This is a genomic window from Endozoicomonas sp. GU-1 (genome assembly GCF_027366395.1).
Lineage (GTDB): Bacteria > Pseudomonadota > Gammaproteobacteria > Pseudomonadales > Endozoicomonadaceae > Endozoicomonas.
The window spans coordinates 1,437,871-1,451,979 of the sequence record NZ_CP114771.1; the positions used below are offsets into that span (position 1 = coordinate 1,437,871).

A 14,109-nucleotide genomic window follows, 5' to 3' on the forward strand; every position below is an offset into this window, starting at 1 on the left:
TGATCCAGTTAAGGTGCGCTATTATTCACAAATGAACTTGTAATTTGTGGATACAGACATGGACAGTCAACGCATATCACCCCCCTCCTATAACCAGATAAAATTACCTGACCAAAAACCAGCAAGGTACGTTGGAATTGAATCAGGCAAGGACAGTAAAATATTGGATAGTCATGGGAAGCTGGTTTCCAAGTGGGGACGAAAGATTGAGAATTACCTTAAAATAGAGCGAATTAATCCAGAAAAATATGCTCGCAGTCAAAAAATGCATAAATTCCAAGAATCTATGACCAGCAGACGGGTCAAACTTTTAACACAAGAAGTTCAAAATACATCGGATCATATTGATAGTATTTTGATGCTTCCTAACGAAATTCCAAATGACTGCGAATTTATCAGCCAGAAAAAATTCCAGAAGCTTGTTCAATCAGATGTTAAGAGATATCTCTCTTACGAAATCAAATCCTGCAACTCGGGAGAAAAGCTTCTTAAATTATACGAGGAAGTACAGAGACTCGGAGATCACCATCGCCTGCCACCCAAAATAACAGATCCGCTAATTAAAAAAATTAAAGATCAAATGGCAATACTTGTTGAGGAAATGCCAAATCACCTCAGAAGCATTGACCCTGGTATAGAAGATACTCACACCCTTGAATTGACCAAGCAAAAGTGTGAAGTGGTAAAAGGTCTGTACAAGGCTGCCAAAAAGATTGATTACGACTTATGTAAAAAGCATAGAAAAGCACTAAGAGATATGATGGTCGACATATTTACCGAAGATGTTGAAAAAGTAGCGACTTTGTGCAAGGCAAGAAACAACCTGAAAGAGAATAAATATTTATCAGATCAAATTATAGAAGTAAGAAATTCAATAATATATCCATTCTTGGAAGAAGCTGATACAAAATATAACAAGTATGTTAATAAAGTCAAAAAAAGCACAGATATACAAATAAAAGATTTAGAAGAACAACGTGAAATAATACCCAAAATAATTACAAGGCTTAATCAAAAACTAACAACTGCCTCTCAAATCATAAAAAATGAGGCGAAAGCAACGGCAGTTAATGAAAATTTATTAGATGGTAAAAGAAAACCAACAAAATCTACAATCCAAAAAATTGAAGAAAGAGAAGTTAATAAATTTAATGAATTTAAAAGACTACAAAATGAATATAAAAGCCTGTATGAAACATTGAATTCCAGACTGAAACAATTTGATTCCAGTGTCGAAATATATTTTAAAGACCAACAGAATCTGACACCAGAAGCCCTCACACATCCTGAAGCATTCCTGACTGCTTATAGAGGAGTAGAATTAACCAAACCATGGGAAAGCCTACAAAGCCTGGATCCAACAGATACCAATTCGAATTTGGCTTTACAATCCTTTAATCATGCTTGCATTGATAGTCACTTTAAAGAACTTATGTCTGAGGAACAGGGCTGGTTACCTGAAAAGGAAATAAAAAAACTCAAAAATAATGTTCAGGGATCAGTAACAGAAAATTCTGATCAGAAAGAAGCCTATGATCAATTGGTTGTTGTGCACACCGCCTGCGAGCTGGCCAGTAATGCATATCAAAAAGCCACGAAGGATGAGACAAAAAGTGCCAAGAGGTATCGTCGACAAGCCCAAATAGTGCAAGGCACTGTTACTTCGCAACAGCTTGACACAGCAAAACAACTGAGAATGTTGCATGCAAAGCCAGTAACCAATAAAACTGACCACATCAGTGTTGATGCCAAGCCCGACGCTGAAATGGATGAAAGCAATAATCACTCTTTGAGTAGCAGTTCTGCTGACTCAAGTAACAAAGCTCCAGCAGTAAGTGATGCTGAAGTACCTCAAGACAGTATTGACGCAAACATTACCTCAGGCCTGCATCAAGAATCAGCTACTGAAAAGCCACAGACCTTACAAGCCAAAAAAGTATTACCACCGATAAACGGTAAAGGCAGCACTACAGAGAACAGTGACGCTAAAATACAACCCAATGGAAATAAACTACCACCAATACCTCCACGACCCGAAGAACAAACACCACCAGAACGCCCAAAACTACCAACATCAAATCGCCCAACCTGGCCAGCACCAAAACCACCATCTTCTGAAAACAGAACAAGTGGTGGAGCTAAAGGCCAAACCGATGGTAGTAAATCAGTACCGACACCACCGCCACCGCCGCCAGTGGGTAGAAGTAAACCACCACAACCGCCACTACCAAAAGCTTATAACAAAAATAAAGACCAAACCGATGGTGGACAGAAACCAGCAACACCGCCGCCACCACCTCCAGCACCACCGGTGCCGTCAGCAGGAGGCCAAACCAAGAAAGGCAGTAGTGACGTTAAAGCTCAAGAGCGCAGAAATGCACTTTTAAGTGATATTCGTTCTGGAGCAAATTTAAAGAAATTACCAGAGAATCTAAAAAATGATAGATCAGCAGTGAAATTCAATGATGTTGAAGGTCGCAATCAAGATAAAGCATCTGGACTTGAAAAGGGTAATATTTCCGCTGCAAGCTCTACACAACCTGATGAAGAGAGCAAGGGAGTCGACATTACTGGTGCCTTGAAAAAAGTCTTCAAAGATAAAGGCTTCTTGACAGAAGCCTTAGAGAAAAGAAGAGAGCGCTTTAAGCCTGATGATGAGTGATACAACGAACCCTACAAAATTCGTAGAAGTAGCTCTCATGTAAGACTTCATAAAAAAATCCCGGTTGATTAGTCAACCGGGATTTTCTATTTGGTGCCTGGCGATGACCTACTCTCACATGGGGAGACCCCACACTACCATCGGCGATCGGTCATTTCACTGCTGAGTTCGGGATGGGATCAGGTGGTTCTAACCTTCTATGGTCGCCAGGCTTAACTGGTTTGAGTGGGCAGTTGGCAGTCGCCAGTGTCTTCTACTCACTCTGGAATCCGTTTTTAATCAAGCTGTTCTTGCTAAACACTCTTTGCGTATGGCTGTTGGCTGCCGACTGGTTACTGCCGACTGCCCACTGTCTTTTAAATCGCTTTGGCGTTATATGGTCAAGCCGCACGAGTCATTAGTATTGGTTAGCTCAATGCCTCACAGCACTTACACACCCAACCTATCAACGTCATAGTCTTTAACGGCTCTTCAGGACTCTCTGGGAGTCAGGGAAGTCTCATCTTGAAGGGGGCTTCCCGCTTAGATGCTTTCAGCGGTTATCCCGTCCGAACATAGCTACCGGGCAATGCGTCTGGCGACACAACCCGAACACCAGTGGTCCGTCCACTCCGGTCCTCTCGTACTAGGAGCAGCTCTTCTCAAACTTCCAACGTCCACGGCAGATAGGGACCGAACTGTCTCACGACGTTCTAAACCCAGCTCGCGTACCACTTTAAATGGCGAACAGCCATACCCTTGGGACCGGCTTCAGCCCCAGGATGTGATGAGCCGACATCGAGGTGCCAAACACCGCCGTCGATGTGAACTCTTGGGCGGTATCAGCCTGTTATCCCCGGAGTACCTTTTATCCGTTGAGCGATGGCCCTTCCATGCAGAACCACCGGATCACTAAGACCTACTTTCGTACCTGCTCGAGATGTACCTCTCGCAGTCAAGCGTGCTTGTGCCTTTACACTAACCGTACGATGTCCGACCGTACTTAGCACACCTTCGTGCTCCTCCGTTACTCTTTGGGAGGAGACCGCCCCAGTCAAACTACCCACCACACAATGTCCCCGATCCCGTTTCGGGACCCGGGTTAGAACCTCAATATTGCCAGGGTGGTATTTCAAGGATGGCTCCACGATGACTGGCGTCACCGCTTCAAAGCCTCCCACCTATCCTACACAAGCAACATCAAGATCCACTGTGAAGCTGTAGTAAAGGTTCACGGGGTCTTTCCGTCTAGCCGCGGATACGCTGCATCTTAACAGCGATTTCAATTTCACTGAGTCTCGGGTGGAGACAGCGTGGCCATCGTTACGCCATTCGTGCAGGTCGGAACTTACCCGACAAGGAATTTCGCTACCTTAGGACCGTTATAGTTACGGCCGCCGTTTACCGGGGCTTCGATCAAGAGCTTCTCTCACCACCACATTGCTCTTGCTGACTGCGTTAAATGATTCCGCTCGCTCAGTCATTTACTCTTTTGTAAACTCCTTCGCTCGCTCCATCATTTGCCTTGCAGCAAAAGCAATCTGGAGGTGAGATAACCCCATCAATTAACCTTCCGGCACCGGGCAGGCGTCACACCGTATACGTCCACTTTCGTGTTTGCACAGTGCTGTGTTTTTAATAAACAGTCGCAGCCACCTGGTATCTTCGACCAGCCTCAGCTTACGGAGCAAGTCCGATCACCAAAGCCGGCGCACCTTCTCCCGAAGTTACGGTGCCATTTTGCCTAGTTCCTTCACCCGAGTTCTCTCAAGCGCCTTGGTATTCTCTACCTGACCACCTGTGTCGGTTTGGGGTACGGTCCCTTATGACCTGAAGCTTAGAAGTTTTTCCTGGAAGCATGGCATCAATCACTTCGGTTCCGTAGAACCTCGTCATCAATTCTCGGCCTTGAGGATCCGGATTTGCCTGGATCCCCGGCCTACGATCTTAAACGCAGACAACCAACGCTGCGCTGACCTAGCCTTCTCCGTCACTCCATCGCAGTCAAAAGGGGTACAGGAATATTGACCTGTTTCCCATCGATTACGTCTTTCGACCTCACCTTAGGGGCCGACTCACCCTGCGCCGATTAGCGTTGCGCAGGAACCCTTGGTCTTCCGGCGGGGGAGCTTCTCACTCCCCTTGTCGTTACTCATGTCAGCATTCGCACTTCTGATACCTCCAGCACACCTCCCGATGCACCTTCAACGGCTTACAGAACGCTCCTCTACCACCTAGAGACTAGTTTCTAGATACAAGTATCAAGTTAAAAGACAGAAGCTGAGTATTAACTCTGTACTTCTTTTTCTTGTCACTTGTTTCTAGAAACTAGTCTCTAGATCCGTAGCTTCGGTGTCTAGTTTGAGCCCCGTTAAATCTTCCGCGCGAGCCGACTCGACCAGTGAGCTATTACGCTTTCTTTAAAGGGTGGCTGCTTCTAAGCCAACCTCCTGGCTGTCTGGGCCTTCTCACATCGTTTCCCACTTAACTAGAACTTTGGGACCTTAGCTGACGGTCTGGGTTGTTTCCCTTTCCACGACGGACGTTAGCACCCGCCGTGTGTCTCCCGTGATTGCACTCATCGGTATTCGGAGTTTGCATGGGGTTGGTAAGTCGGGATGACCCCCTAGCCCAAACAGTGCTCTACCCCCGATGGTGAGACACGAGGCGCTACCTAAATAGCTTTCGAGGAGAACCAGCTATCTCCGGGCTTGATTAGCCTTTCACTCCTATCCACAGGTCATCCGCTAGCTTTTCAACGATAGTCGGTTCGGTCCTCCAGTTGATGTTACTCAACCTTCAACCTGCCCATGGATAGATCGCCCGGTTTCGGGTCTACTCCCAGCGACTGTTGTTCCTAAGAACACGCCCTATTAAGACTCGGTTTCCCTACGGCTCCCCTAAACGGTTAACCTTGCCACTGAAAGTAAGTCGCTGACCCATTATACAAAAGGTACGCAGTCACACCACGAAGGTGCTCCCACTGCTTGTACGTACACGGATTCAGGTTCTATTTCACTCCCCTCAACGGGGTTCTTTTCGCCTTTCCCTCACGGTACTGGTTCACTATCGGTCAGTCAGGAGTATTTAGCCTTGGAGGATGGTCCCCCCCTCGTCCGAAGACAGTTCAGACAGGATTTCACGTGTCCCGTCCTACTCGATTTCACAATGATTGGCCTTTCGTGTACGGGGCTATCACCCACTATGGCGACACTTTCCAGAGTCTTCCACTAAACCAAAAATTACTTAAGGGCTGGTCCCCGTTCGCTCGCCGCTACTGGGGGAATCTCAATTGATTTCTTTTCCTCCGGGTACTTAGATGTTTCAGTTCCCCGGGTTCGCCTTCCAGACCCTATGTATTCAGGTAAGGAATAACGGCTTATGCCGTTGGGTTTCCCCATTCGGAAATTCCTGGATCACAGCTTGTTTATCAGCTCCCCAAGACTTATCGCAGATTACCACGTCCTTCATCGCCTCTGACTGCCAAGGCATCCACCGTGTACGCTTAGTCACTTGACCATATAACCCAAAACGATTTACCTTCGTAAATCGTTAGAGGTCAGTCAATACAACTACCTTTAACGATCAAATGAATTTCTTTCGAAATTCATCGCCATACACATTAGCTATTACCTTTCGGTAATTAACTTGAGAGTGTCTCAGCAAGAATTTTCTTTAAACGATTTAACCGAAGTTAAATTATTTAAATCAATTCAGCTTAAATTTGGATTCCACATTTTTAAAGAACAATGACTAATAAAACTGCGCATGCAGTTTTATCATCAAACAATTCGTGTGAACGCTTATGGACGTCGGTTTTCGTTTAAGGAGGTGATCCAGCCCCAGGTTCCCCTAGGGCTACCTTGTTACGACTTCACCCCAGTCATGAATCACTCCGTGGTAATCGTCCTCCTTGCGGTTAGACTAACTACTTCTGGAGCAACCCACTCCCATGGTGTGACGGGCGGTGTGTACAAGGCCCGGGAACGTATTCACCGTGACATTCTGATTCACGATTACTAGCGATTCCGACTTCATGGAGTCGAGTTGCAGACTCCAATCCGGACTACGATGCACTTTCTCAGATTAGCTCCACCTCGCGGCTTGGCAACCGTCTGTATGCACCATTGTAGCACGTGTGTAGCCCTGGCCGTAAGGGCCATGATGACTTGACGTCGTCCCCCACCTTCCTCCGGTTTGTCACCGGCAGTCTCCCCAGAGTGCCCACCATCACGTGCTGGTAACTGAGGACAAGGGTTGCGCTCGTTGCGGGACTTAACCCAACATCTCACGACACGAGCTGACGACAGCCATGCAGCACCTGTCTCTGCGTTCCCGAAGGCACCCTTCTATCTCTAGAAAGTTCGCAGGATGTCAAGGCCAGGTAAGGTTCTTCGCGTTGCTTCGAATTAAACCACATGCTCCACCGCTTGTGCGGGCCCCCGTCAATTCATTTGAGTTTTAACCTTGCGGCCGTACTCCCCAGGCGGTCTACTTATCGCGTTAGCTGCGTTACCCGTCGTACAAGACAACCGACAACTAGTAGACATCGTTTACGGCGTGGACTACCAGGGTATCTAATCCTGTTTGCTCCCCACGCTTTCGTACCTCAGCGTCAGTATCAGGCCAGAGTGTCGCCTTCGCCACTGGTGTTCCTTCCTATATCTACGCATTTCACCGCTACACAGGAAATTCCACACTCCTCTCCCGTACTCTAGCCACCCAGTTTTGGATGCAGTTCCCAGGTTGAGCCCGGGGCTTTCACATCCAACTTAGGTGGCCGCCTACGCACGCTTTACGCCCAGTAATTCCGATTAACGCTCGCACCCTCCGTATTACCGCGGCTGCTGGCACGGAGTTAGCCGGTGCTTCTTCTGTGGGTAACGTCACAGCTGAAGGGTATTAACCTTTAACCTTTCCTCCCCACTGAAAGTGCTTTACAACCCTAGGGCCTTCTTCACACACGCGGCATGGCTGCATCAGGCTTTCGCCCATTGTGCAATATTCCCCACTGCTGCCTCCCGTAGGAGTCTGGGCCGTGTCTCAGTCCCAGTGTGGCTGATCATCCTCTCAGACCAGCTACGGATCGTTGCCTTGGTAGGCCTTTACCCCACCAACAAGCTAATCCGACGCAGGCTCATCTGATAGCGAAAGGCTCCGAAGAGTCCCCTCCTTTCCCTCGTAAGGCGTATGCGGTATTAATCCGGATTTCTCCGGGCTATCCCCCACTACCAGGCAGATTCCTACGTGTTACGCACCCGTCCGCCGCTCGTCAGCGAAGTGCAAGCACTTCCTGCTACCGCTCGACTTGCATGTGTTAGGCCTGCCGCCAGCGTTCAATCTGAGCCATGATCAAACTCTTCAGTTTAAATTTTTCATGCGAAAAATTTATATGCTCAATAGAACTTACTGCAAATTAACGAGTATGTTCGCTTAAGCGTCGCATTTAACTATTAACAAAAGGTGATAGCCTTTTGTAACCGATGCAATCGCACAAGCGCCCACACGAATTGTCTGATATCTTGTTAAAGAACTGATTAAATCGTGGTGATTCAATCGCTGATTCAGCAGTCAGTGCCGATCAGCAAGGCCGCACATCTTACCGTGGCGACCTTCGTTGTCAAGCGATCATTTTTCAGAAGAAGAAGAAGCTTTCGAACTCGCCAACGTTGCTCTCAAGCCCTGTCAGCGGAGGCGCATGTTACCGCGCCAGTTTGATTTGTCAACCGGTTGTTTTTCATTCAATCCAAACAACCCATTTTCAAACCACACTTCCCGGTCAGCGATGATGATTCATTCTGCTGATCCGTGGATGATCGTTTGGGCCAGTCCGTGGAAGTGGTGCAAATAATAGAGAAGTTTTGATGTTAATCAATAAGCGATGATGGTTTTACGTACAATCACCTACGCCAACTAACTTATAGATTATGGGCATCACTATGAGTCGGTAAAACAAGTGCTCAATTGGCTACACAATGAAAATACCACTCTCTACAGTGCCGGGTTGCTTTCCACCTGAGAGGGCTTTGCATGACAAAGCATTATTGGTCGGAACTTTCATGCAGTTTCATAATCGAATGGTTATTGAAACCAGTAATGAGTGGATAATCAAATGCACACAGGTCAGTTATCACCTAACACGCCCCACAGCCCGGCAACCTCTACTAACACATCAATAGCAAGTAGTCTGTATACACTCCCATCAAAAAACATAACCAGTTTTTATTACCGTGGCGTTCAGGTTATGGCCGAAATGCCTGAATTATTCACAAAAAAAGTAGTACGTTGCAATAAAATGAATCACCTGCCTGGAGAACTTTACCATTGCAGCTCTGATGAAGTTATTCACTTGCTGTGTCGTCATTGCCTGAAGCACGAGCAACCAAACCCACGCACCAAACAACCAGGCACCCCGGATAATGTAGCGGTATACCGTTGCCCTATCGATAACTCCGAGACCTATCCGGACAAATTTCACTCCCGTGAAATCGAATCCACACATCTATATCAATGCCCTTCAAACACCACCAATGAAAATACTGATTGTCAATGGCACGGGCTTTATAGAGATCTCCTTAAGCACATTGCCGTATGTAATAACTTTACTTTGGAAGACAGGATAACCATGCTCCAACACGCGAGTTCGGAGGCTACCGAAAGCCACTCAGCGCTTGATATACGCGTGGAAAAGCTGATAAAAACAGGTAGAACAGATGAGGCAATTACTGCTCAAAGAGCAAGAATCCCTGATTGATGTAAAAATAGAGTCACTGGATAAAAAAATTGATTCACTGAACCAACAACTGCAAACGCTTACCCGGGCCTTTTACTTCTCTCCTCAAAATCCAAGACTGCACCCCAGTCCCTCGCTGACATCCGAACTCGAGCAACGTATCACTGACCTTGAAAAACGCAACACAGAATATTGCCATACTGTTAAAGATCTTGAAAACCAACTGGCCAATGCATTTCATTTGATAGATCAACTTCTCCAAGCCAAAGCCGTACAAGGAAATCCGGTACCCACAAACGGCACCCTGCTTTGGAAAATTGATCAATTCACTGCCAAACGAAATGATGCTATAAGTGGTAAAACGAATATCCTATTCTCCCCTGTATTCTTTACAAACACTTATGGCTATAAATTGTGTGCAAAGCTCTACCTGAATGGTGACGGCTTGGCAAAAGGAACGCATATCAGCTTATTTTTGGTGGTGATGAAAGGTGACTACGATGAAACCCTGCATTGGCCGTTCCGACACAAAGTCCATTTTAACATTCTTGATCTGACGCACGGCGAAAACAGGCATGATGCTTTTCGCCCCGACCCGAATTCTTCATCTTTTCAAAGGCCTAAAAAGGAGCGAAACATCGCTTCTGGCTGCCCTTGTCTACTGGAATTATCCACACAGAATCTGGATAAATACGTACAGAATGACACTATGTTCATAAGGGTCTCGATAGAGACTAATGAGTCCTAAGCGCCTGAGGCAAGGGTACTTGAATATTTATTAATGACGATAGCAAAGCTCCCATTGTTGTTAATGGGAGCTTTGTAAAGCTGATTTACTAAGTCAGGAACATAATCTCATTTATTAAACGTAAGCATTTATCATCTGGACTCTTCAACTGAACACAACCGGTTGTTTTTCTTTCGATCAATCCACCATTGCTGCAAACATTAAAAGACGGTCGTCTTCAGTTCACATGAAATATTGAAAACGCTGCATTTGATAAGGCACCACTTTCGCCTCAGTCATCGTCATTATCACCGCCATCATCTCACTTTGCTCTTCTAAAGCAGCATCGTCCACAAAGCCATTTTTGCTCAGCGGTGACAGGTATATGAGATCCCCCCCGGAAAGCTCCAGACTTTCAAGGGTAATCAACGTTTGCTTCAGATTTTCTCTTCTTAACTCCCCTGGTGCCGCTCCGGTCAGCAGCGTCAGACCAATATGGATCCCAGCCCGCCTGGCACTGTTAACCATGGCTATACATTTATCAAGGTCTCCTGATTTCCCCAGGCTGGCTCTTAACTCACCCCAACCGGTTTCCAGACCAATCACCAAATGACGCAAACCGCTCTCACGCAACTCATTCCACTGCGCTGTTGTCCGTTTCGCACTGAAATCAGGATCAGCGAATGTACCAACCTCCCTGTTAAAAGTGCCAAGCTTGTCCTTGATTAAGGTCAAACAGCGCATCAGCCGCCTCTGGGACAGAGCCATTGCATTCGCTGAGCCAAGAAAGACACCGGGAGATGAATGCACCTTTGCACCATACAGCTTTTTTACATCAGCAAGATGTTGAGCAAACGCCTGTTCATTAAGAACCTTATAGGGCTTATCTTTATAAAAGGCACAGAACGTACACCGTCTGTTCGGACACCCTGTTGCTGGCATAATAACAATATCGCCATAACGGTCAGGCGGGAGAATGGTGACTTCTTCGGGATAGACTTCACGATAGAGATCAGCAACATCGTTATAATCTTTATCGGTTAGCTGCTGGCTTGCCCGGATGACTTTATTATCAGCAGCAATATTTTTGATCCACCCCTGATACGTCTCAAGCACCCTGTCCATCTCACCAGCTGGCAGTCGCCTCGCCTCTGCACCCAACACTATTGAGCCATCCATGCAACGGCGATAGAACGATGCCCCATCCCTGAAAGAGCACCAATACCCCTGACTGTTGATGCGTGCTGACCGAAAGTGATTACTGTCTTCTATTTTACAACCATCCTTCAGATGACGAATATCAATACCCATACAACACACCAGAGTGGATTTCTGTTACCATTAAATTTGCTTGAGCCCTTGGTCATCAAGGGCTGAAAAGAAAGACATTATAAAGGACAAGCATTTGCGAACATTTACAGTATTGGTATTTTATGTACTGTTTTCCGGGCAACTGCAGGCACACAGCGCGATGTGCAAAGAAGTTGTGTTGACCGGTTATCCTGACCTTCCGCCGGTAAGCTGGGGCGACTACCAGAGCACTCATGGCGCGGCCTCCGATTTGCTCACTGAAATTCTTGAAGAAGAAGGTATCCGTGTCATTAATGATTACTTTGGCGGAGCCAATCGGGTCACCCACAAACTTCGCCAGGGTATCATCCATATTAATCCGGCCATGACCTATCAGCAGAAATACCTGAATGAGGTCTACCACATCTACCCTCCTATTTACACGCAAAGCTATATGGTTGTAACCCGAAGGGATGATCAGCGTGATATCCGGCACTGGTCAGATATGAAGGATCTTAAAGGAGTTGCGCCACGAAATGTCCGGTTCAGCAAGGCATTTGAGCAGTACGCAGACGATCACCTGAGTATTGTGAAAACCTTCCATGCACAGCAGGGCCTGAAAATGCTGAACGTTGGTCGTGTTGATTACGCCATCTACCCGCAGATCCAGGGTGATCTTTTTGTCTCCCTGCTGGATCTGGAAGGCAAGCTGGAAAAAATGCCCGTTGAGCTTTCCCCCTTTGATCTTTACATTGCGGTATCCAAAGCGCTTGGATGCACTCTGCCCGTCAACAAAATTTCAGAGAAACTGGTCAATCGACGGGAATCAGGTTATGCGGATAAAGTATTAAACGACAGTCTTTACAAATGGATGGGGTTTAGCCTCGAAAAACGAAAGAGCAGTATGAGATAGCCCAGTGATATCTCTCGAATTTCACCGCCCTTATCAGAAAATATCTCTAAATATTATCACTGCACTTCCCTTTATTATATTTAATTGATCTGGATCATTCCGTATCTCATCTTTGATTTTTTAAAGTCTTTACATAATCACCATTTCGATAAATAGTAGTAAGAGAAAGAGTCATCCATGAGTGTAGTTGAAGCTTCTCCAATGCCGGAGGTGAAACCGGGCGATTCCAGGTTGATGAATCGCTTCCTGAACGCCGTTGAAAAGGCAGGTAACAAACTGCCGGACCCGACACTGCTATTCCTTTATGGCATGGTCATCGTCTGGGTTCTGTCTGCCTTGATGTCCCAGATGAGCCTGGATATGGTACATCCGGCCACCGGTGAAACTGTGGTGGTAAAAAACCTGCTGACCGGCTCCGCTCTTGCGGCCTTTCTTGCCAGTATGGTTAAGAATTTTGCTGGCTTTGCCCCAATGGGTATCGTCCTGGTTGCCATGCTGGGTATCGGCGTGGCGGAGAAATCCGGCTTCATCAATACCGGTCTCAAGAAAATGCTGGGCGTCACCCCGGTCAAACTGTTAACCCCAATGCTGATCCTGGTTGCCATTGTCAGCCATACTGCAGCTGATGCTGGTTACGTTCTGGTTATTCCTCTGGGCGGTATTATCTTCCATGCGGCGGGCCGTCATCCTTTAGCGGGTATCGCTGCGGCCTTTGCCGGAGTATCCGGTGGTTTCTCTGCCAACTTTATCCCATCCGGTATTGATCCACTGCTGCAGGGCTTTACTCAGTCGGCTGCACAGATTCTGGACCCGACTTTCCAGATGAACCCACTGGCCAACCTGTTCTTCACCGGTGCGTCCAGTATTGTTATCGTCGCTATTGGCTGGTATGTCACTGACAAAATTGTTGAGCCACGTCTGCGAGGAACCACCACTCTGGATGAAGATGCGGAGAAAGCACCTGACCTTAGCTCCTTTACGCCAGAAGAAAGCAAAGCCTTTAATGCCGCTGGCCTGGCTATGCTGGCGGGTATCGCAGTGCTGGTTGCTGCCGTGATTCCTGAGACTTCGCCACTGCGCGCTCCGACCGGTGAAATCACAGCTTTCTCCGCGCCGTTGATGCAGTCTATCGTGCCGCTGATTTTTATCCTGTTTATCATTCCGGGTATTGTCTACGGTAAAGTTTCTGGCACCTTCAAGACGTCTAAAGACACTGTGGTTGCCATGAACAGCACCATGTCCACCATGGGCTCTTACCTGGTGATGTCTTTCTTCTGTGCGCAGTTCCTGTACGCGTTTTCCCAGTCTAACCTGGGTACCGTATTGGCCCTGAGCGGTGCGGAAGTTCTGCAGGCCATGAACCTGCCTGGTGAAACCACCGTTATTGGTATGATCCTGCTGACTGCCACCGTTAACCTGGTGATCGGCTCTTCCTCTGCCAAATGGGCCCTGATTGGTCCAATCCTGGTACCTATGCTGATGGCGGTGGGCATCTCCCCAGAACTGTCTCAGGCGGCTTACCGTGTTGGTGACTCGGTTTCCAACATCATTTCTCCGCTGATGGTTTACTTCCCACTGGTGGTGGTTTACTGCCAGCGTTATGTGAAGAACTCCGGTATCGGCTCCCTGGCTTCCATGATGATGCCGTACTCCATCGCCATGCTGATCGGCTGGACTATCTTCCTGCTGGCTTACTGGGCGCTTGGTCTGCCACTGGGTATTCAGGCTTCTTACACTTACCCGGCCATGTAATATTCATCTCATTCTTTAAGGGGCTCTGGCCCCTTTTTTTATCATCATTTTTA

General features: G+C 47.1%; 7 protein-coding genes and 3 rRNA genes. 6 read left to right on the forward strand and 4 right to left on the reverse strand.

The features are described from left to right. The first annotated feature begins 58 nt into the window (after nt 1-58). Nucleotides 59-2,662 carry a hypothetical protein gene (locus tag O3276_RS05895; protein WP_269674805.1) on the forward strand — a complete coding sequence of 868 codons (2,604 nt, stop codon included), beginning with the start codon at nt 59-61 and terminating at the stop codon, nt 2,660-2,662. 95 nt (nt 2,663-2,757) lie between these two features. On the opposite strand, the gene rrf is transcribed toward O3276_RS05895, so the two are convergent. The 3 genes from rrf to O3276_RS05910 all read right to left on the reverse strand — a co-directional run bounded on the left by rrf (nt 2,758) and on the right by O3276_RS05910 (nt 8,009). Next, nucleotides 2,758-2,873, reverse strand: a 5S ribosomal RNA gene (gene rrf / locus O3276_RS05900). A gap of 165 nt (nt 2,874-3,038) precedes the next feature. After that, nucleotides 3,039-6,160 (reverse strand): 23S ribosomal RNA (locus O3276_RS05905). Nucleotides 6,161-6,465: 305 nt separating this feature from the next. Beyond that, nucleotides 6,466-8,009 (reverse strand): 16S ribosomal RNA (locus O3276_RS05910). The 16S, 23S and 5S rRNA genes sit together here, the layout of an rRNA operon. Before the next feature lie 249 nt (nt 8,010-8,258). Between O3276_RS05910 and O3276_RS05915 the strand changes: the two genes are divergently transcribed. From O3276_RS05915 to O3276_RS05925, 3 genes are all read left to right on the forward strand, one after another. Then, nucleotides 8,259-8,492 (forward strand): hypothetical protein, encoded by a 234-nt coding sequence (locus O3276_RS05915; protein ID WP_269674806.1) that lies wholly within the window; start codon nt 8,259-8,261, stop codon nt 8,490-8,492. 249 nt (nt 8,493-8,741) lie between these two features. Next, nucleotides 8,742-9,395 carry a hypothetical protein gene (locus tag O3276_RS05920; RefSeq protein WP_269674807.1) on the forward strand — a complete coding sequence of 218 codons (654 nt, stop codon included), beginning with the start codon at nt 8,742-8,744 and terminating at the stop codon, nt 9,393-9,395. Then, on the forward strand, nt 9,355-10,122 hold the full coding sequence (locus O3276_RS05925) for an MATH domain-containing protein (protein ID WP_269674808.1): 768 nt from the start codon (nt 9,355-9,357) through the stop codon (nt 10,120-10,122). The genes O3276_RS05920 and O3276_RS05925 overlap by 41 nt, the downstream gene beginning before the upstream one ends. 222 nt (nt 10,123-10,344) lie before the next feature. Here O3276_RS05925 and O3276_RS05930 read toward each other — a convergent pair whose 3' ends face one another. Further along, nucleotides 10,345-11,412, reverse strand: coding sequence for a radical SAM protein (locus O3276_RS05930; protein WP_269674809.1), 1,068 nt, complete (start codon nt 11,410-11,412; stop codon nt 10,345-10,347). Nucleotides 11,413-11,506: 94 nt separating this feature from the next. Here O3276_RS05930 and O3276_RS05935 point away from each other — a divergent pair, with 94 nt between their 5' ends. Then, complete coding sequence (locus O3276_RS05935) at nt 11,507-12,304, forward strand: substrate-binding periplasmic protein (RefSeq protein WP_269674810.1); 798 nt, start codon at nt 11,507-11,509, stop codon at nt 12,302-12,304. A 177-nt stretch (nt 12,305-12,481) separates the two neighbouring features. Then, nucleotides 12,482-14,056 (forward strand): AbgT family transporter, encoded by a 1,575-nt coding sequence (locus tag O3276_RS05940; RefSeq protein WP_269674811.1) that lies wholly within the window; start codon nt 12,482-12,484, stop codon nt 14,054-14,056. Nucleotides 14,057-14,109: the final 53 nt, after the last annotated feature.